Annotated in this window: 16 protein-coding genes; 2 read left to right on the top strand and 14 right to left on the bottom strand. The window is 44.1% G+C overall.

Annotated elements, in window-relative coordinates; genetic code table 11:
• Nucleotides 1-5 precede the first annotated feature (5 nt).
• The 3 genes from ACOAOT_RS03950 to ACOAOT_RS03940 form a co-directional block, all read right to left on the bottom strand.
• Nucleotides 6-905, bottom strand: coding sequence for a carbohydrate ABC transporter permease (locus tag ACOAOT_RS03950; protein ID WP_104436998.1), 900 nt, complete (start codon nt 903-905; stop codon nt 6-8).
• A gap of 5 nt (nt 906-910) precedes the next feature.
• Nucleotides 911-1,579, bottom strand: coding sequence for a hypothetical protein (locus ACOAOT_RS03945; protein WP_420215785.1), 669 nt, complete (start codon nt 1,577-1,579; stop codon nt 911-913).
• Between the two features lie 91 nt (nt 1,580-1,670).
• Nucleotides 1,671-3,047: an ABC transporter substrate-binding protein gene (locus ACOAOT_RS03940; protein WP_420215784.1), complete on the bottom strand. Its 1,377-nt coding sequence runs from the start codon at nt 3,045-3,047 to the stop codon at nt 1,671-1,673.
• Nucleotides 3,048-3,282: 235 nt separating this feature from the next.
• Between ACOAOT_RS03940 and ACOAOT_RS03935 the strand changes: the two genes are divergently transcribed.
• Nucleotides 3,283-4,149, top strand: coding sequence for a helix-turn-helix domain-containing protein (locus tag ACOAOT_RS03935; protein WP_420215783.1), 867 nt, complete (start codon nt 3,283-3,285; stop codon nt 4,147-4,149).
• A 35-nt stretch (nt 4,150-4,184) separates the two neighbouring features.
• Here the strand turns inward: ACOAOT_RS03935 and ACOAOT_RS03930 are convergent, their stop codons facing one another.
• A complete protein-coding gene (locus ACOAOT_RS03930; protein WP_420216651.1) occupies nt 4,185-5,321 on the bottom strand; it encodes a glycoside hydrolase family 88/105 protein in 1,137 nt (378 codons plus the stop codon).
• Between the two features lie 255 nt (nt 5,322-5,576).
• Here ACOAOT_RS03930 and ACOAOT_RS03925 point away from each other — a divergent pair, with 255 nt between their 5' ends.
• Nucleotides 5,577-6,413, top strand: coding sequence for an alpha/beta hydrolase (locus ACOAOT_RS03925; RefSeq protein WP_420215782.1), 837 nt, complete (start codon nt 5,577-5,579; stop codon nt 6,411-6,413).
• A 75-nt stretch (nt 6,414-6,488) separates the two neighbouring features.
• Here ACOAOT_RS03925 and pfkA read toward each other — a convergent pair whose 3' ends face one another.
• The 10 genes from pfkA to ACOAOT_RS03875 all read right to left on the bottom strand — a co-directional run bounded on the left by pfkA (nt 6,489) and on the right by ACOAOT_RS03875 (nt 19,498).
• Nucleotides 6,489-7,463, bottom strand: coding sequence for a 6-phosphofructokinase (gene pfkA, locus ACOAOT_RS03920; RefSeq protein WP_104437004.1), 975 nt, complete (start codon nt 7,461-7,463; stop codon nt 6,489-6,491).
• Between the two features lie 65 nt (nt 7,464-7,528).
• Complete coding sequence (locus ACOAOT_RS03915) at nt 7,529-11,011, bottom strand: DNA polymerase III subunit alpha (protein ID WP_420215781.1); 3,483 nt, start codon at nt 11,009-11,011, stop codon at nt 7,529-7,531.
• 544 nt (nt 11,012-11,555) lie between these two features.
• Complete coding sequence (locus ACOAOT_RS03910) at nt 11,556-11,813, bottom strand: HPr family phosphocarrier protein (protein ID WP_104437007.1); 258 nt, start codon at nt 11,811-11,813, stop codon at nt 11,556-11,558.
• 11 nt (nt 11,814-11,824) lie between these two features.
• Complete coding sequence (whiA, locus tag ACOAOT_RS03905) at nt 11,825-12,811, bottom strand: DNA-binding protein WhiA (RefSeq protein ID WP_170823282.1); 987 nt, start codon at nt 12,809-12,811, stop codon at nt 11,825-11,827.
• Nucleotides 12,812-12,813: 2 nt separating this feature from the next.
• Nucleotides 12,814-13,695, bottom strand: coding sequence for an RNase adapter RapZ (rapZ, locus tag ACOAOT_RS03900; protein ID WP_104437009.1), 882 nt, complete (start codon nt 13,693-13,695; stop codon nt 12,814-12,816).
• Between the two features lie 19 nt (nt 13,696-13,714).
• Entirely contained in the window at nt 13,715-14,626 is a 912-nt protein-coding gene (murB, locus tag ACOAOT_RS03895; protein ID WP_420215780.1) for a UDP-N-acetylmuramate dehydrogenase, read from the bottom strand.
• 8 nt (nt 14,627-14,634) lie between these two features.
• On the bottom strand, nt 14,635-15,567 hold the full coding sequence (gene hprK / locus ACOAOT_RS03890) for an HPr(Ser) kinase/phosphatase (RefSeq protein WP_420216650.1): 933 nt from the start codon (nt 15,565-15,567) through the stop codon (nt 14,635-14,637).
• A gap of 70 nt (nt 15,568-15,637) precedes the next feature.
• The gene (uvrC, locus tag ACOAOT_RS03885; RefSeq protein ID WP_420215779.1) at nt 15,638-17,509 is read right to left on the bottom strand and encodes an excinuclease ABC subunit UvrC; all 1,872 of its coding nucleotides are present in this window, start codon (nt 17,507-17,509) and stop codon (nt 15,638-15,640) included.
• A 10-nt stretch (nt 17,510-17,519) separates the two neighbouring features.
• The gene (locus ACOAOT_RS03880; RefSeq protein ID WP_420215777.1) at nt 17,520-18,041 is read right to left on the bottom strand and encodes a DUF1653 domain-containing protein; all 522 of its coding nucleotides are present in this window, start codon (nt 18,039-18,041) and stop codon (nt 17,520-17,522) included.
• Nucleotides 18,042-18,049: 8 nt separating this feature from the next.
• Nucleotides 18,050-19,498, bottom strand: a complete 1,449-nt coding sequence (locus ACOAOT_RS03875; RefSeq protein ID WP_420216649.1) for a putative glycoside hydrolase — start codon at nt 19,496-19,498, stop codon at nt 18,050-18,052.
• Nucleotides 19,499-19,561 lie beyond the last annotated feature (63 nt).

Below are 19,561 nucleotides of genomic sequence, written 5' to 3'. Positions count from 1 at the left end.
GTCATCTACCTCCCGTCTTCATCTGAGTAATATACCCATTTCTTCTGGCTAACAAATGCAACTGCCGTAAATGTCATGACAATCAGGAACAGAATCCATGCCTGGGCACTTGCGATACCCATCTTATGACGAAGGAACGCATTGTTGTAAATAAGAATGGAAATCAGTGTTGTTGCACCGTTTGGTCCGCCCTTTGTTACAAGGAAAGGTCCGTTGAATTCCTGGAAAGCCTGACATAACTGAGTGATCAGGTTGTAGAAAATAACCGGTGTGATTAACGGAACTGTAATTTTAAAGAACTGAGTCCATTTTCCTGCTCCGTCAATGGATGCAGCCTCGTATAAATCTTCCGATACACCTTTTAATGCTGCAAGGAAAATTACCATGGCTGAACCGAACTGCCATACTCGTAACATGATGATAACGAATAAAGCACCGTTGGCAGATGCCATCCAGTTGATTTTTTCTCCGCCAAATGCAACGACTACTGCATTGATCAGACCATCTGTATTAAATACAGCTCTCCACAAGATGGCAATGGCGATGGAACCACCAAGAATAGAGGGAATATAATAAGCAGTTCTGAAAAAATTAACTCCCTTTAATTTAAAGTTCAGAATATAAGCGATAAATAATGCGAAGGTCAGCTTTAAAGGAACGTCAAAAATCGCATATTTAAAAGTTACCATAAATGCTCTTGTAATATCAGAATCCGTAAAAATCTTATTATAGTTCATCATACCTGTTTTCGTTACGCCATTAAACAGATCGTAATTTGTAAAGCTATAGTACAATGAAGAAGCGAATGGATAAACTTTAAAAAGTATAAATCCAATCAGCCACGGCAGGACAAAGAAGAATCCCGCATTATCAGCCAGGAACTTACGTATACCCTTTGACTTCATACTGCTTATACCTCCTGTTTGTTAAAAATTATATGCTGCGCACAGATCATATCTTTTAAACCTGTACATGTATTATTATCAATCCCCGCAATATTTCTCCATACAAGTTCCCCGAAATTACCGTATTTCTCTTTTTGAAGCACGCCAATGTTGCATGCTTTCAGAATGGAATAACCAATTTCCATAATTTCAGAAGAATTGGGGAGGTCTTTCATCTTCTCCTTGATTATAACCTTAAACAAATCCCTTAATTCCCTATAATATTCATAAATTTCTTCCGACATCTGAGCAATCGTATCGATCAGTGACACCAGATCATATCCCGTAAACTGCTGTTTATCCCGAAACATGGCCGCAATCTCATTATAATGCTCTTTTCTTTTATATCTTGTGTCATACGCTGTTATAAACGGCATAAGCTCCAAAGTCCACTCCGGGGTTTTCATGACATCTTCTATCTTTTGACTGTAACTCTCATTACCGGTTTGTTCCAAAGCGAAAAAATAAGCGGAATAATCCTGTGCCGGCAGACTTCCTGCCGTCCCTTCCGGGGCTTCCATACAGCTTAACTGATCCATAACAAATTCTTTGAACGCATCGTCTTTCGTTGCTTCAAACATTTGTACTGCTCCCATGAGCTGGTATGGTTTTAATGTCTCATTTCTGCATTCCATGACGTTTTGTCTGCCCTTTTCTTTATGGGAGCCGCCATAGGACTATGGCGGCTCGTATGAAATATGAATATCTTATCGTTTTAAAAGACAATTAGTTCTCAAGTGTATCAGTAACACCCTTGATCAGTTCTTTTGCAGCTGCAGCAGAATCCAGCTCTTTGGAGCTTAATTTGCCGAATACTTTGTAGTATACGCCGTCTGGGTTAGCCTTTAAGTCATTGTGCTCAAATTTGGCATCCAGAGTGAACTTGCTGTAATTCATAACTTTTGTATTTGCTTCAATGGTAAGAGGATCGCCAAGCTTGTTATCCTGAAGGATCTTTAAGCCTGCTGCAGAACAAGGAATTCCTCTTTCTGTAGAACCGATCTTAACGCCTTCTGGATCATTTAACAGGAAGTTGATCAGCATAGCTGCTTCCTTTGGATGTTTGGAGTTTGCACCAATAGCAAATGCCATGGAGATCTTTGTAAATCCACCGTTGTTGTCGCCCATCTTGATGAACTCGCCAACTACGAATTCCTGACCAGGTTTGTTTACGCTGCCTTCAAGAGCTTTTTTGAACTTGGAAGCTGAGGAATCCCACTCAAAGATACCAGCATACTTTCCATCGATCCATTTTGCATTCTTGTCAAGAGAGTCAGCCATATCGCCGCTGATAGTAGCAAGAGTAGGAATTACATGCTTGTCTTCCAGCCCTGTGATAAAGTCCATACCATCTTTTACTTCTTCTTCTGTGTAGTTGATTGCACCATCTTCTACCCAGTTTTTGCCATACTTGGATTCCAGATAGTAAACCATAAGGATCATACGGTCATACTCGCCAAGTGCAAGTGGATACATATCAGGATCTTTTGCCTTAAATGCTTCACCAGCTTTGTATAAGGAATCAAGATCAGTAGGAAGTGCAACACCAACCTCATCAAATGCAGACTTGTTCCAGTAGAACAGACGGCCTGTTAAAGAAATCGGAACTGCCATTAATTTATTATCTACCTTGCAAAGATCAAGGCTCTCTGGTGTGAACTGCTTTAAATCAAGAACATCGGAGTAATCTTCCAGGTTTGCAAAAGATTTTCCGCCCTGGCTGTAGGATTCAATCCAGTTCCAGTTGATCTGCATAACATCAGCAGCATTGCCGCCTAAGATGTTTAAGGACTGTTTCTCTTCCCAGCCGTTCCATGCACCGTATTCAGGAGTTACAGTGATGTTCGGATATTTTGCCTGGAAAGCTTTGATTGCTTCCTCAGTTGCTGCATGTCTTGTGTCGCCACCCCACCATGAAAATTTCAGTTCTACTGGTTCTGTAGAAGTTGTAGCTCCAGCAGTTGTTGTTTCAGCCGCTGCTGTAGTTGTTTCTGCAGGTGCAGCAGTTGTTGTTTCAGCAGTTTTGCCTGACCCGCATGCAGATAGAGACATTGCCATAACAGTCGCTAACCCCATTGCTGTCCACTGTTTGATTTTTCTCATCTTTTTCTCTCTCCTTTTTCTCTCCCTCATAAATGAGTTCTTTAAAAGTTCCATGTAAATGTTTTCGCATTTTCAATATAGAAATATGTACTTTTGCGTAAGCGCTTACACAACACTTTTTTATTATTATAACACCTATGTCCTTATAATTCATTTCAAATTCGGCACAAAACATTGCATATTTTGACATCCTATGTTATTATTTTAGTAGTATTAGCCAAGGAGAATGCAAATAATGAAAGTACTTACTTCATATTCGGAAGGAATTGACCGGTGTTTTGAAAGCCATTACTTTTCCATTGCACATCTGCACAAGGAAAGCAGTGTTTTAAGCATGCACAGCCACCGGTGCTGTGAGTTCTACTTTTCCATTAGCGGCGGACGTACCTTTTTAATTGAAGATAACAATTACCGCATAGAGCCTGGCGATTTATTTATGATTAATCCCCGGGAGAAGCATCAGATTCTTCAGATGGATTCGTCCATTCCCCATGAACGGTATGCTGTTTTTATTGATCCGGAGTATTTAAAGACTATTTCCACTGATTATACGGATTTAACCTACTGTTTCACCCACCGGCCGGATAACTTTTCCCACAGAATCCACTTAAGCCAGGGTCAGCAGCGGCGGTTTACCTACTATTTTAATAAGATGGCAGTAGAGGAGGGGTTCGGACACGATGTGGAAGAACGCTCTGCTTTTGCAGAGTTTATGGTGTTTTTAACAAAATGTGCCACAGAAGCGGATCTGGGAGAACAGTCAGAAGAACAGAGACAGTATTTTAACAGCAAGGTGGCAGATATTATTACCTATATCCACCATAACATTGATTCTTCCTTAAGCATCGGGGAGATTGCCGCCCATTTTTATTTAAGCACCTCGTACCTTTGCAGACTCTTTAAAAAAGGGACAGGTACTACTATCAACTCCTATATTACCACCAGAAGAATCGAACTGGCACAGACGCTTTTAGCAGGCGGATACAGTGTCAATGAAGTATACAGCATGTGCGGCTTTAATGATTACAGCAATTTCTTTAAAGCCTTTACAAAGAAAACAGGAATTTCACCGAAGAAATTCGCACAAAACAGTTTAAGTTAAAAGGGAATGAGGCCTGCCTCATTCCCTTTTCTTTTCTATGACTGATATTCCCATCCGCACCGCTTCATCTCTGTATATGCAAGAAGGAATGGTCCTACACCCTTTGCATCATCTTTTACAACTGGCTCAGACATATAGTACTGGAAGGTTCCGTCTCTTCTGTCTTTTCCGCCCAGACCTGCCACCAGACAGATTCCGCCTAAGCTCATATTTCCTTCTTCCATATGAAGATAGGTTTTGCAGATCCCTTCAAATGCTTTTTTTCCGTATTCTGCATAGGACCCAGGCAGATAGCCAAGGCGCACGCCTTTTAAGATGGCATAGGAAAAGATTGCGCTTCCGCTGGTTTCCAGATAGTTTTTATCCATTCCTCCCAGATTGACCACCTGATACCACATGCCGCTTGGGTCCTGATATTTTAACATGGCATCAATCAGGGACTGGAATGCTTCCTTCATCTGGTGCAGTTCGTCCTGCTCCTTGTGATTATCTTTGTCCATGGTATCAAGAAGGGCCATGGAGTACCAGCCCAGTGCTCTCAGCCAGAAATTCTGGGAAAGTCCTGTGACTTTATCACACCAGAACATCTCTCTGGAGGAATCATAGGCATGATAGTAAAGTCCTGTTTCACTGTCTTGCATATGTTTTGTTATATTGGCAAACTGGCTGTAAATATCTTCGCATTTCTTTCTGTCATTGAAGCGGGCCTCATATTCCATATAAAATGGCTGGCACATATAAAGACCGTCGAGCCACACCTGGTTGGGATATATATTTTTATGCCAGAAATTTCCCTCTTTTGTTCTTGGCATCTTCTCAATCTGGCTGTAAACCAGATCAATTGCCTTTCTGTACTTTTCCTTGCCAGTCAGATCGTAAAGTTCAAACAGGGTTTTTCCTGCATTTACATTATCAATATTCAGCTCTTCTACATCATAGCCCTCTATGGATCCGTCTTCCTTTACACGGTAATCAATAAACGTATCTGCAAATTCCAGATATTTCGAATCCTTTGTAATGGAATACATCTCCAGGATTGCCTTAATCATGCAGCCGTCAATGTAATTCCATCCGGCTTTCTCTCCCTGAAGAATCTTTTCAATATTCCAGACCGGACGATCCGGAGTACTTTTTTCCATTAGTTCATTGATATATCGCTCAATTACATCCATGTTTCGTTTCCTCTCTTTGTTCATGATCAATTTCTCTTTGTCCATAAAACCCCTGTTTTTTATCATAGCATGGTTTTTCTGACTTGTCACGGATGAGATTGGCAGGTAATCAATGACTGTACAATATCCATAATTTAACCTGCCATTTTTTATGAACTTTTTATCTTACTTCTATTAAAACTTATGATAAGATAATCTGGATTACATCAGTTTCAGATAACGAGAAGCAGTTTAGAAAAGGGAGCATTACATATCATGAAGCAGTTTACAGAACCGATTCGTATTACCAAAAAGCAGACCGGCAAAGAAAAAGTGACCGCTGCCGCATCTTTAAACGCCTACCTCTTAGACCCTGTCTCTGTTGCTCCAAAACGTCTGCGTCCGGCAGTGATTATCTGCCCGGGAGGCGGTTATGAGCACTTATCGGACCGGGAAGGAGAACCCATTGCCATGCAGTTTCTATCCATGGGCTACCATGCATTTGTTCTTAATTACAGCATAGCTCCGGAGGAATTTCCTTATCCACAGATGGAGCTGGCTAAATCCCTCTCAATGGTTCGTTTCCATGCAGATGAATGGCTGATCGATCCTGAAAAGATTATCGTCTGCGGTTTCTCAGCTGGAGGCCATCTTGCCTGTAGCCTGGGGGCATTCTGGAATCAGGAGTTCTTATACGGACCGTTGGAACTTACTCCGGAAGAAATTAAACCAAATGGCATGATACTGGCATATCCGGTGATTTCTTCCGGTCCTTCCTGCCACCAGGGTTCTTTCCTTAATTTATTAGGAGCCGATTGGGCAGACGAAGCTGCGCGCCGCCTGGTTTCTCTTGAGCATCAGGTAGGTTCCCACACTCCGCCTGTGTTCCTTTGGCATACCTCTACTGACGATGCCGTACCGGTAAAAAACAGTTACTTATTGGCTGATGCACTGACGGAGCACGGTGTCAGCGTGGAGATGCATATCTACCCTGCAGGCTGCCACGGACTGTCTTTGGCAAACAGGGAAGTTTCCGGGGAGGATGGCCGCTGTATCGTTCCACAGTGCCAGAACTGGATCTCTCTTGCTAAAACCTGGCTGGAACATCTGTAGGCATCAAAAAGGCGGGGCAATCGGAGTATTCCTACTTCCGGCTGTCCCGCCTGTTCTATCAATTAACTGTTCTTATTAACGAACCAGCATCTTACTGATCTGATACTGATCTTCCGGAATATCCTTGGTCATAGCCAGTGCTTCCTGAATATCGAAATCAACGAATTCTCCGTGCTTATATCCTACAACACGGTTACTCTTTCCTTCGCAAAGCAGTTCTACCGCTCTTGCTCCCATGATGGAAGCATACACACGGTCTTTACAGGTAGGTGCTCCGCCTCTTTGCATATGGCCCAGAATGGTTGCTCTCGTCTCAATACCGGTAGCAGCTTCAATTCTCTTTGCCATGGAGGAGGAATGACCGATTCCTTCTGCATTGATAATAATATGATGCTTCTTTCCCCGCTTTCTGTTCTCGATGATGCGGTTAATCAATGCCTGCTCATCTCCGTCATACCGCTCTGGCAAAAGGATGTCCTCTGCTCCGTTTGCAAAGCCGCACCAAAGTGCAATGTATCCGGCATTTCTTCCCATTACTTCAATAATACTGCAGCGCTCGTGGGAAGTAGATGTATCACGAACCTTATCAATGGCTTCCATGGCAGTGTTCACTGCAGTATCAAAGCCAATGGTATAATCCGTACATGCGATATCTAAATCAATGGTTCCAGGAAGTCCGATGGTGTTAATACCAAGTGCAGAAAGCTTACCGGCACCGCGGAACGAACCGTCTCCACCGATGACTACCATTCCGTCAATGTTGTGTTTTTTACAGATCTCAGCACCCTTTTGCTGGCCTGCAGCTGTGGTAAATTCCTGGCATCTGGCTGTATAAAGAATCGTTCCACCCCTATGAATGATGTCTGATACACTGGTGCTGTTCATATCAACAATCTCTTCCTGCAGAAGGCCCGCGTATCCCCTCATAATTCCCTTTACTACCAATCCTTTATGGATTGCAGTTCTGACAACGGCACGGATCGCAGCATTCATACCTGGTGCGTCGCCGCCGCTGGTTAATACGCCAATGGTTTTCACTTGTTTTGCCATAGTAACTTCCTCCTGATTCACGGATATCTGTTTTTGTAAGTTTTACATTTCGTACACGTTGTATTCTAATTCATTTTGCCAATCTTTTCAAGTTTTTTTTCTACAAGTCTGACATTTATTTCACCAAGTTTTTTGGTTAAAATATCAATAAGTCCATCAGAAGCATTCACATTCCAGTTGGCCGGGAGCACTTTCTTTGCCCGTTCCCGCTCCAGATAGATGATTACGGAATCACTGCCCTCAGATTCCCGCAACAGTTCAAGAACCTCCCGCTCCGATTCTACATAAGTATCCTTGTCAGGGAATTTCAGCCACAGTTCTTTTGGCACCGCCGAAAATGGAATGACTCTCTCACAGATCAGCTTTCCAACCGGATCATCTCCAACGGAAGCTCTGCCCTGGATAAACACCTTGGAATCCTCCACAAACAGCTCTCTCTTGCTTTCATAATCCTTTGGAAATACAATGACCTCTACAGATCCCACCAGATCTTCCAGGGTCAGGAATGCCATCATCTTGTTGTTTCTGGTAGTTTTTACGTTTTTGCCTGTAATCATACCACCAATGGTTACATAGGCACCGTCCTGAACGTTGGTCTTCTGGGTTTCCTCGTCTACGATAAAATCCACAGTCACTGCTGTAATGTGATTTCTCCAGGTCTCCTCATATGCTTCCAGCGGATGGCCGCTTACATAGATGCCAAGAGTCTCCTTTTCAAATGCAAGAAGATCTTCCTTCCCAAACTCACCCACATCAGGAAATGTGATCTGATAGTTGCTTTTCTCTTCCTCACCTGCAAGATCAAACAGTGTAATCTGCCCTTCCATGGTATTCTTTCGTTCCTTGCTCCTCTGATCAAGAAGCTCCGGCGCGATTAAAAGCTTCTGCTTTCTGGTACCGGGAAGAGTGTCAAGAGCTCCTGACTTGATGAAATTCTCAAGGGTTCGCTTATTGACTTCTTTGTTGCTCATTCGGTCGATAAAGTCTTCCATATCGTGATAGAGTCCGTTTGTTATCCTCTCTGCCACAATCTGCTCCACCACGGATTTGCCCACGCTTTTAATAGCAGAAAGGCCATAGCGAATGGACTTGCCTGAAACGGAAAATCCGCTTTCTCCCTCATTGATATCCGGCGGAAGTATGGAAATCCCCATCTGCCTGCAGCTTAGGATATACTCTGAAACCTTAGACACGTTGTCCATAACAGAGGTTAAAAGTGCTGCCATAAACTCCTGGGGATAATAGTATTTTAAAAATGCAGTCTGATAGGATACGACTGCATAAGCAGCTGCATGAGATTTATTAAATGCATATTTGGCAAAATCAATCATCTCATCATAGATCTGATTGGCAGTCTTTTCATCCACTCCATTGGCTATACAGCCGGTTACCCCTTCTTCCGTATTACCATATACGAAATTCTGGCGTTCCTTCTCCATAACATAAGTTTTCTTCTTAGACATGGCACGGCGCACCAGATCGCTTCGGCCCATGGTATATCCGGCAAGGTCGCGGACGATCTGCATAACCTGCTCCTGATATACGATACATCCATGGGTGGGACCCAGTATGTGCTCCAGCTGAGGACAGTCATAGGTGATGGAATTCCGGTCATTCTTGCCCTTTAAATACTTGGGAATAAAATCCATGGGGCCGGGACGGTAAAGAGAAATACCGGCGATAATATCTTCCAGACTCTCCGGCTTTAACTCCTTCATGAAACTCTTCATGCCGGAACTTTCCAGCTGGAATACCCCGTCGTCCTTTCCGGAACCGATGGAATCAAGCACAGCCTTGTCATTGTAATCAATCTGGTCCATATCAAGGACAAGATCCCGGTTCTTCTTTATTGCTTCCACTGCATTCTGAATTACCGTAAGGGTTCTAAGCCCCAGGAAGTCCATCTTTAAAAGTCCCAGCTCTTCCAGTGTAGTCATGGTAAACTGGGTGGTTATGGTTCCGTCCGCCGCTTTTGACAAAGGAACGTATTCATCTACGGAAGTACGGCTGATTACCACTCCAGCCGCATGCATGGAGGTATGTCTTGACAGTCCTTCCAGACGCATGGACATATCAATTAAGTATTTTACTTCGGGGTCATCGTTATAGGCGCTACGCAGGTCAGGGCTTTGTTTCAGCGCCTTTTCCAGTGTCATGCCTAGATCACCCGGTATCATCTTGGCAATGGCGTCACAGCGGGCGTAAGGCATATCCAGCACCCTTCCTACGTCTCTCACCACACCCTTCGCTGCCAGGGTACCAAAGGTAACGATCTGAACCACCTGGTCCTTGCCGTATTTCTCCACTACATAGTCAATGACTTCCTGCCTGCGTTCAAAGCAGAAATCCACGTCAATATCGGGCATGGAGACTCGTTCCGGATTTAAGAAACGCTCAAAAAGAAGGTTGTACCGAATGGGATCTATGTCCGTGATCCCGAGACAGTAGGAGACGATACTTCCTGCAGCAGATCCTCTTCCCGGACCAACCATGATATTCTGGGATCTGGCATAATGAATGAAATCCCATACAATCAGGAAGTAGTCCACATATCCCATGGTATGAATCACATCCAGCTCATATGTGAGGCGATCCTTTAAAGTCCCGTCATCATCGGGATAGTGGCGTAAAAAGCCCTCGGTACAAAGTTTATTTAAATAAGTCCAGGAGTCATAGCCTTCCGGTACATCGTACTTTGGCAGCTTGGTAACTCCGAACTCAATCTCAATATTACACCGCTGTGCAATCTTATGGGTGTTCTCCACCGCCTGGGTTGCATAAGAGAAAAGCTTCTTCATCTCTTCTTCGGATTTGCAGTAATACTGGCCGCCCTCGTAGCGCATCCGGTTTTCGTCTGTCACCTTCTTACCGGTCTGAATGCACAGCAGGATATCGTGGGGTGTTGCATCCTCTGCATAGGTATAATGAATATCATTGGTAGCCACCAACTCAATTCCGGTCTCCGCGCTCATCCGCACCAGTTCATGATTCACAGTCTTCTGCATGGGAATGCCATGATCCTGAAGCTCAAGGAAGAAATTGCCTTCTCCGAAGATCTCCTGATAATGAAGAGCCGCTTCCTTTCCCTTTTCATACTGGCCTCTGCCAATATAGCGCTGCACCTCACCTGCCAGGCAGGCACTGAGAGCGATTACACCCTCATGATATTCTTTTAATATCTCGTAATCCACTCTTGGTTTATAATAAAATCCATCTACAAATCCTTTGGAAACAATCTTCATTAAATTCTGATAGCCCTGATTGTTCTCAGCCAGAAGTACCAGATGGTAGTACCGGTCTTCCCCGCCTGCAAGCTCTCTGTCAAATCTGGAACCGGATGTCACGTACACCTCACAGCCGATTATTGGCTTGATGCCGGCTTCCCTGGCAGCTCTGTAAAAATCAATCACGCCATACATGACGCCATGGTCTGTGATTGCCATACTGTCCATTCCCAGTTCTTTCGCTCTGGCAGTCAGTTCCTTAATTTTGCAGGACCCATCAAGCAGGCTGTATTCTGTATGGACATGCAAATGTGTAAATGCCATCTGTCGTTTCTCCTTCTATCCTCATTTCTTCTATTATAACATAAAAAGACAGCCCCTGAAAATAATTTGCTTTAAAATAAAAGGAATGAAAATGATACATGGTATCTTTAAAACTCCTTCTGACAGCAGTGGAAGGACGGGGCATAGATTACTCTTCTTCCTCCCTCTACCTCACTTCTCCGATTTTGTGACCTTCTCTATCCCAATTTGAGGCATTTCAGCGGCCGGTTCTTTGTTTATGACCCGCCGTTTCTTCACTTGCGGGGCAAGGGTAAAATCTTATTCCTAAAAATTCCCTATTCCTTCTATTTTATGATTCCTTCTATTCCATTTGAGGCATAGCAACAGATAGGTCTCAGCCTATGCCTCTAAATAAGGATACTCAACGCCAACGCTGCCAAACCCTGTTTCGCTTAACCATAGCAGAAATCTTATATTTGTGCGCAAAAGTCTCAGCAACTAAAAAGGGAGATATATAAGAGGCGGAGCTTCCATTGTCAGGCAATGGCAGTCTCCGCCTCAAAAACACGTTATATTCCAGTTATTATTCCTGATTGCTTAAGTATTTCTCAATCTCACTGACCGCATGCTCTTCATCAGTTCCATCTGCTGTAATTGTAATCTGCTCTCCTGCAGCAAGGCCGAGAGTCATCATACCCATAATACTTTTGGCATTCACTCTTTTTGATTCGATTTCAACATAAATGTTGCTTTCATACTGGCTGGCAACCTGAACCAGCATAGCGACTGGTCTCGCCTCCAAACCTGATGCAAGTTCCACGGTGACTGTTTTTCTTACCATAATTATCCTCCTCATTCCTCTGAACGGGTCTGTTCCGTTCCGCTGCCCACGCCTGTCCCGCGCAGCCGCCCTGCCAAATCACAAAGCTTTCTAAGTCGGTGGTTCACTCCTGATTTACCAACAGGAGGGTCCAGAGCTTCTCCAAGCTCTTTTAATGTTGCGTCCGGCCTCTCCAGTCTTTCTCTGGCAATCTCCATTAAATTGTCAGGAAGATTATCAAGTCCGATTGTATCTCTGATATATTCTATATCTTCTATCTGCTTTACCGCAGCTGATACCGTTTTATTAATATTTGCAGTCTCACAGTTGACCTGTCTGTTCACGCTGTTGCGCATATCCTTTAAGATCCTGATGTTCTCAAGCTCCATTAAAGCAACCGGGGCCTCCATAACGTTTAAAATATCAACAATCTGGCTTCCCTCTTTGATATAGACAACAAAATAACGCTTTCTCTTAACTATCTTTGCATCAAGTTCAAACGTTGCAATAATCGATTTCAACTGCTCTGCTTTTTCTTCTGTGGCACATACGATTTCATAATGGTAGAACTTCTCCGGATCACTTAAGGATCCTGACGAGAGAAATGCACCCCGTATAAATGCTCTCCTGCAGCATGACTGCTGGATCACCACGTTCTTTACTACACTAAGATTCTCTCCTACTTCTCCGTTCTCGTCAAGGAGTTTGGTTGCATGAAGTACCCGAATGGCATCTTCATGTTCTCTTATCGTTACCGTATAGGTACGGTTTTTATTCAAGTAGGCATTTCTTCTAATAGAGACATCAGTACTTATATTAAATGTTTTTTTCAATAATGTAAAGTACTTTCTTGCAACTGCTACATTTTCTGTATGGATTTTAATCGTATAGCGGTCATCTTCCGATATGATTATCTTGCCGCAAAGGCTGATGATCGCAGCCATTTCTGCGATCTGACAGTGTCTTGCCGGGCTGATCTGCCTGGAAAGCTCTTCTTTTAATTTGGAAGAAAATGACATATCTAGACCACCCTTTTTCCTGTATTATCCTTCTCTATATCCCGGTGCTCGATCTTAATTCCGAACTCAGCCCTGGACTTAAACTTTTCGTAAACCGCCTTGGCAACGGTTACGGAACGGTGCTTACCGCCGGTACAGCCAATGGCTATTACCAGCTGATTCTTTCCTTCCAGAACATAGTTTGGAAGCAGAAACTCCAGCATATCATAAAGCTTGTTCAAAAACAGATCAGCGGTTCCATGCTGCATCACATAGTCCCGCACTTCTTTTTCTTCCCCTGTCCTGTTTCGTAGTTCTTCTACATAATAGGGATTGGGCAGAAACCTTACATCAAATACCAGATCTGCATCCGATGGAATTCCATATTTAAATCCAAAGGAGAGGATGGTAATGTATAAATTCCGGTAAGATTCATGTTTCATGAAAATCTTTTCCAGTTCCTGCCTCAGCTCTTTAGTGAGAAGCTTGCTGGTATCGATGATATAATCAGCCTCTTCCTTTAGAAAAGCAAGCTTCCCACGCTCTTTTTCAATTCCGCTGTCGATTCTGCCGCCTGCTGCCAGTGGGTGGGCTCTTCTGGTTTCTTTATACCGTTTAATCAGTATTTCATCTCCGGCATCCAGGAAAAGAATCTCAAAAGGAACCCGGTTTCTGGACCATTCATCAAAGATCCTGTTTAAAACCGATAAATCCTCCCCGCTTCTGATATCAATACCCAAAGCAGCGTTCTGGATTCCTTCCGGATTTTTAGAGGTCAGCTCCGCAAACGTCTCAATCAGGGGGATGGGTAGATTATCCACACAGTAGAATCCCATATCCTCCAGCATCTTGAGCGCCTGTGTCTTCCCTGCGCCTGACATGCCTGTCACAATTACAAGCCTCACTGTATACTCCTTTGCACCGTTAAAACTTTCCCAGTGTCTTTACTTCCATCTCAAGCATTACTCCGGTTTTTTCGTATACCCTGTTCTTTATCTCTTCACATAAGGCTATGATGTCTGCCGCAGTTGCCTGATTCTTATTAATCACGAATCCGCAGTGTTTTTCTGAAACCTGGGCACCTCCTACGGAAAATCCCCGAAGTCCTGCGTCTTCGATCAGCTTCCCGGCAAAATGTCCTTCCGGGCGTTTAAAGGTACTTCCCGCACTTGGAAATTCCAAGGGCTGTTTTTCTTTTCTTCTGCGTGCCAGCTCATCCATTCGTTCTTTGATCGAAACAGGATCGCCTTCTTTTAAGCGAATGTTTGCTTCCACCACCACATACTGCTTTGGTATAATGCAGCTGGTCCGGTATCCCAGAGAAAGCTCGCTGGCGGGAATCTCTATAATATCGCCATCCCCTGTTACTACTTTTACACTGCGAAGCACCTCTTTCATTTCCGAACCATATGCACCGGCATTCATGACTACAGCTCCCCCCAGTGTTCCCGGTATTCCGGCAGCAAACTCAAAGCCTGTCAGTGATGCCTTATATGCCTCTTGTGCAATTCTCGCCAGAGAAAGTCCTGCTCCGGCTTTTATCATCCCCGTCTCCTGATTCACATGACAGCCGTTAAAACTGTCCATAGAGATAACCACCCCGTCAAAACCCTGATCCCCCACCAGAAGATTACTTCCATTACCTAAAATGAAGTATGTTTCATTCTCCTGCTTACAAGTCTTAATGACTGCAGCAAGTTCCTTTTCATCTCCAGGAGTTACAAAGCAGGTTGCCGGTCCCCCAACCCGGAAGGATGTATGTCTTTTCATCTCTTCCCCTGCTTTTATATGGTCTTTATCGGCTGCACCAAGAAGTTTTTCATAAATTCCAGTCATCAGACACCTCAATCATCCTGTTTTCTTGATAAGTTTGCCTGGACGCGGTTGTATAATTCCTGTGCCGCGTTGTACCCCATCTTCTTCTGTCTGTAATTGACGGCAGCTGATTCAACGATAATGGCCAGATTACGGCCCGGACGAACGGGAATGGAATGGCATACTACCTGATTGCCTAAGAACTCCGTGTAATTGTCCTCGATCCCCAGTCTGTCGTACTCTTTATCCTTATCCCAGTCTTCCAGCTTAATCACCATATCAATTGCCTGTGTATCCTTTACACTCTCTACACCGAACAATGTCTTCACATCGATAATTCCGATTCCTCGTAATTCGATAAAATGTCTTGTGATCTCCGGCGCGCTTCCGATTAAGGTATCATCACTCACCTTGCGGATCTCAACCACATCATCGGTTACAAGACGGTGGCCTCTCTTAATCAGTTCCAGAGCTGCCTCGCTTTTACCGATGCCGCTCTCTCCCATAATCAGCACTCCCTCACCAAATACGTCAACTAAAACGCCGTGAATGCTGATACATGGCGCCAGCTTTACCTTCAGCCAGCGTATTACCTCTGCCATTAAATCAGACGTGGTTTTATCTGAAACCAGGCAGGGGATTCCGTAATGATTGCAAAGTGCCAGCATATCCTCATCGGGATTCTGGCTGCGGCTGTATACCAGACATGGAATCTGATAGGAAAGCAGCTTATCGTACATCTCCATCTTTCTTTCATAATTCATCTGGTTTATATATTCCTGCTCTACGTATCCGATAATCTGAACCCGTTCATTGTCAAAGTGATCAAAAAAACCGGTCAGCTGAAGAGCCGGACGGTTTACATCCGGATGGCTGAGCACAATTTTCTCCGCATCGATCTCCGGCGTCATATTCCGGAGATTCATTTTTTCAATCAGATCTGTGATTGCTACTCCATGCATGGTGAAATGCTCCTTTTCATCTGTTTTTTTCATACTAACACAGATTTCGTGTTTTGAAAAGCAGTGGATACTAATTATGAAAGAATTCATACACGCTTTTAGCTGAACGGGAATTCATGCCTTCCGTGGCTTCCAGCTCTTCCAGTGTGGCTTCTTTCACGGCTTCCAGCCCCTTAAACCGGCGCATCAAAGCCTTTCTCCGCCCCGGGCCGATATTAGGAATATCATCAAGAATTGATTTTACCTGCCCTTTGCTTCTTAAACTTCTGTGATACTCAATGGCAAACCGGTGGGCTTCATCCTGAATTCTTGTGATCAGTTTAAACCCTTCCGAATGCCGGTCAATGGGAATTTCCACATTGTTATAGTACAGTCCCCTGGTCCGGTGATTGTCATCTTTTACCATTCCGCATACAGGAATGGCAAGCCCCAGCTGCTCTATGACCTCCAGAGCGATGTTCACCTGGCCTTTTCCTCCATCCATCATGATTAAATCAGGGAAACGGGTAAAGCTTCCAAGTTCTTCCTCCACGCCCTTCTCCCTTAAGCTTTCCGCTTCCTGTAACCCATGGGAAAATCTTCTGGTCAGAACCTCATTCATGGAAGCATAGTCATTGGCTCCCTTTACCCATTTTATCTTGAATTTCCTGTAATCATTCCGCTTGGGTCTGCCGTTTTCGTAAACGATCATGGACCCTACCGACTCAAAACCGCTTATATTGGAAATATCAAATGCCTCAATCCGTTTTACACCAGTAAGACCCAGCAGGCTTCCTACCTCATTCATGGCACCGACGGTACGAAGCTCCTCCCGCTTGATCTTTTCTTTATCCTGGGAGAGCACCAGAGCCGCATTTCTCTCCGCCAGCTCCACAAGACGTTCCTTCTGCCCCTTTTTCGGTATAATGAGTTTTACTTTCTGTCCCCGTTTGGCAGACAGCCACTCTCCAATTACCTCTTCTTCCTCAAGCTGGGTCTGAACCCATATCTCTCTTGGAATAAAGGGAGTTCCGGAATAGAACTGTTTTACAAAGCTGGTTAAAATCTGGCCGTTGTCTTCTGCAGTCGCCACATTCACATGGAAATGCTCTCTTCCGATCAGCTTTCCCTCACGCACAAAAAAGACCTGGACCACAGCATCTTTTTCATCTTTTGCCATGGCGATAATATCCCGGTCTTCCATACCGCTGTCTGTGATCTTCTGTTTTTGGGCAATCTGTTTTACACTGGTTAATAAATCTCTGTATTCAATGGCTTTTTCAAAATCCATCTCATCGGATGCGGCCTGCATCTTTTCTTCCAGCATGGCAATGACAGGCGCGTATTTGCCTCCAAGAAAATCAAGAACTAAACCGATGGATTTCCCATAGTCTTCCTGGCTGATATATCCCTGGCAGGGCGCCTGACACTGTTTGATATGATAGTTTAAGCAGGGTCTTTCTTTCCCGATATCTCTGGGCAGATTCCGGTTGCAGGTCCTGATCTGATACAGCTTGTGAATCAGTTCAATGGTATCCTTTACCGCTCCTGCACTGGTATAGGGACCAAAATATCTGCTTTTATCCTTTTTCATATCTCTGGAAAACAGGACTCTTGGAAATTCCTCGTACATGGTAACCTTAATGTAAGGATAAGTTTTATCATCCTTTAACATGGTGTTATAACGGGGGCGGTGCTCCTTGATTAAATTACATTCCAATACAAGTGCTTCCAGTTCCGAGTCTGTTATAATGTATTCAAAACGGGCGATTCTCGATACCATCTGTTCGATCTTTGCCGTTTTATTTCTGCTGCTTTGAAAATACTGCCTGACCCTGTTTTTTAAGCTGATGGCTTTTCCAACATAGATAATTTCGTCCCGCCTGTCGTGCATGATATACACACCAGGCTGGGACGGCAGTTTTTTTAATTCTTCTTCTATATTAAATTCGATGTGGTCCACCTGGTACGAATCACCTCAATCTTGTTCCGTCGTATTTGATCTGCAGTTCCAGATAACGCTCTACTGCGTAGTATTTTTCTTCCGGCTCCGAATCCACTCTTCCAATCTCCATGATTTCACAGATTGCAAGGAGTTCTTCCGCCGTAAATTTGTCTTTATAGGTTCTTAAGACCTCCAGCTTCTCATGATACGTCTCTGCGTCAAGAAATGCAAGCAGATTTTTATTGGGACCGTGGTGTTCTTCTTTCTTTCCCTCTTCTTTTTGTTCCGCCTCCGGCTGGTCCTTAGAATTGGAATCCTTTAAATCCACCCGCTCAAACCGGTACTTTTGAAGAACATCCGGATATTTTTCATGATCCACCTCGCTGATAAACATGGAGAGAGGACGTACATAAACATCAAAGGTTCCGTACAGAGCCTGATAAACTACCATCTTTTCTCTGGTCTCGGAATGAATCGCAACTGCTACAACCTGATACATCTTATCCTTAAAATGTCTGTAAAATTCTCCTGGTCTTGGTGTTCTCTCCATGGCTTTCCTCACTTTTCATTTCTTAAACCGCCTGTGGTCACGATCACAACAGGTGGCTTATTCCTTTTTTCTTTTTTTTCTGAAGCTTCGTCGGACTCCAGCTGCCGCCTGGTTGTCTCTTCTTCCACTGCACCTTCCAGACTCTTCTCCGCCTCACTCTGTACTTTGACTGGAGCCTGTGTGGTTTTAGCCGCAGCAGCTTTTGATTCTTCCTCTTTTGTGGCTCTTTGCTGTGCAATCCTGGCAGCTTCCTTTTTTGCCTCTTCCTCAGATAACAGCGCATCCCAGGTATAACGGTTAGAGGCACTCCAAAGAATCCATTCATCGTAGCCCGCATCGTAAACCGCCTGGATCTGTTCTCTGACTTCTTTCTTTCCATATGAAATATGGTGATCCAGATAAGAAGCGGTAAAGTCCTGAAGCCAGGGACGTACTACCGCCTGGTTACCTGCCTCTCCACGGGTCTTTTCCAAATCTGATTTAGAAAGCTTTAAGGCTGCGCGAATGGTCTTGTAAGGTTCTGTATCCGGATGATCGATTCCGAAATTACCGTCGCCGTAGTGGGACGGATAGATCATCGGGCAGATATAATCCAGATGGTTTGCCATATCACTGTAAACCTGTCCCACTGCCTGGGCATCCACATTGCTGCCGATTATGGTTCCGAACACATCGGCTGAAACCGTGATATTCCTGGCAGAGAGTTTCCCATAGGCGTACTGAATAAATTCTGTTATTATATCGGTTTTCGAACGTCCTTGGGTCTCATCCTCATCAAAAACCACCTGCTTCATGGAGCTGTCCGTAGCAAACCGGATGTAGTCAAACTGTACTTCGTCAAAGCCTGCTCTGGAAGCGGCTTCTCCCACTTCCACAAGATAATCCCAGACTTCAGTGCGGTATGGATTCACCCACGCAAGTCCCTTATTATCCCTGTGCAGACTTCCGTCCTTGTTTTTTAAGCTCCATTCCGGTTTCTGCTCCGCCAGATAGGGATCACGAAATGCGACCACCCTTGCAATGGTATAGATGCCTTTTGCTTTTAACTGTGCCATCATGGCAGGCATATCCTGAATATACTTTTTCTCCGCTCCGATTTCCTTCACTGTGGGAGCACCGTCCATTGCAAACGTAATTCTGCCGTCATCATTCTTAACATCGATTACCACTGCATTGATTTCTGTACCCTCAATCTTGTCAAGAATAGCCTGAAAGCCCTCAGATCCGGCCATATATCCAGAGATATAGATTCCCTTTACCTTCACTGGGGTTTTCTTCGGAAGTACTGACACAGGAAGAGTCTCCTCCTGCTTGTCCGACTCACTGCTCTCACTGGAATCGTCAGTTGCCTCGTCACTGGAAGGACTGTTCTTCTCAGTCTCAGGGATACCTTTATATCTGCTGCATCCGGACGCTACTAATGAGCATACAATTACTGCTAAAAGCCATCGTTTCATCATTTCACTTTCACTTTCTTTATGGTCTTCAGTGTTTTATTGTAATAATTATTTAACATTTTA

This window comes from Lacrimispora struthionigena (assembly GCF_048627165.1).
Classification (GTDB): Bacteria; Bacillota; Clostridia; order Lachnospirales; family Lachnospiraceae; genus Lacrimispora.
This window is presented reverse-complemented; position numbering and strand designations above follow the sequence as displayed.

Bases quoted from the DNA above. Each gene is read 5' to 3' on its own strand.
- pfkA (WP_104437004.1), bottom strand. From the start codon at position 7,463: ATGGCAAAACAAGTGAAAACCATTGGCGTATTAACCAGCGGCGGCGAC.
- ACOAOT_RS03925 (WP_420215782.1), top strand. From the start codon at position 5,577: ATGAAGCAGTTTACAGAACCGATTCGTATTACCAAAAAGCAGACCGGC.
- ACOAOT_RS03950 (WP_104436998.1), bottom strand. From the start codon at position 905: ATGAAGTCAAAGGGTATACGTAAGTTCCTGGCTGATAATGCGGGATTC.
- ACOAOT_RS03880 (WP_420215777.1), bottom strand. From the start codon at position 18,041: ATGGAGAGAACACCAAGACCAGGAGAATTTTACAGACATTTTAAGGAT.
- ACOAOT_RS03935 (WP_420215783.1), top strand. From the start codon at position 3,283: ATGAAAGTACTTACTTCATATTCGGAAGGAATTGACCGGTGTTTTGAA.
- ACOAOT_RS03875 (WP_420216649.1), bottom strand. From the start codon at position 19,498: ATGAAACGATGGCTTTTAGCAGTAATTGTATGCTCATTAGTAGCGTCC.
- whiA (WP_170823282.1), bottom strand. From the start codon at position 12,811: ATGTCATTTTCTTCCAAATTAAAAGAAGAGCTTTCCAGGCAGATCAGC.
- ACOAOT_RS03930 (WP_420216651.1), bottom strand. From the start codon at position 5,321: ATGGATGTAATTGAGCGATATATCAATGAACTAATGGAAAAAAGTACT.
- ACOAOT_RS03940 (WP_420215784.1), bottom strand. From the start codon at position 3,047: ATGAGAAAAATCAAACAGTGGACAGCAATGGGGTTAGCGACTGTTATG.
- hprK (WP_420216650.1), bottom strand. From the start codon at position 15,567: ATGCATGGAGTAGCAATCACAGATCTGATTGAAAAAATGAATCTCCGG.
- ACOAOT_RS03915 (WP_420215781.1), bottom strand. From the start codon at position 11,011: ATGGCATTTACACATTTGCATGTCCATACAGAATACAGCCTGCTTGAT.
- murB (WP_420215780.1), bottom strand. From the start codon at position 14,626: ATGACTGGAATTTATGAAAAACTTCTTGGTGCAGCCGATAAAGACCAT.
- ACOAOT_RS03910 (WP_104437007.1), bottom strand. From the start codon at position 11,813: ATGGTAAGAAAAACAGTCACCGTGGAACTTGCATCAGGTTTGGAGGCG.
- ACOAOT_RS03945 (WP_420215785.1), bottom strand. From the start codon at position 1,579: ATGGAATGCAGAAATGAGACATTAAAACCATACCAGCTCATGGGAGCA.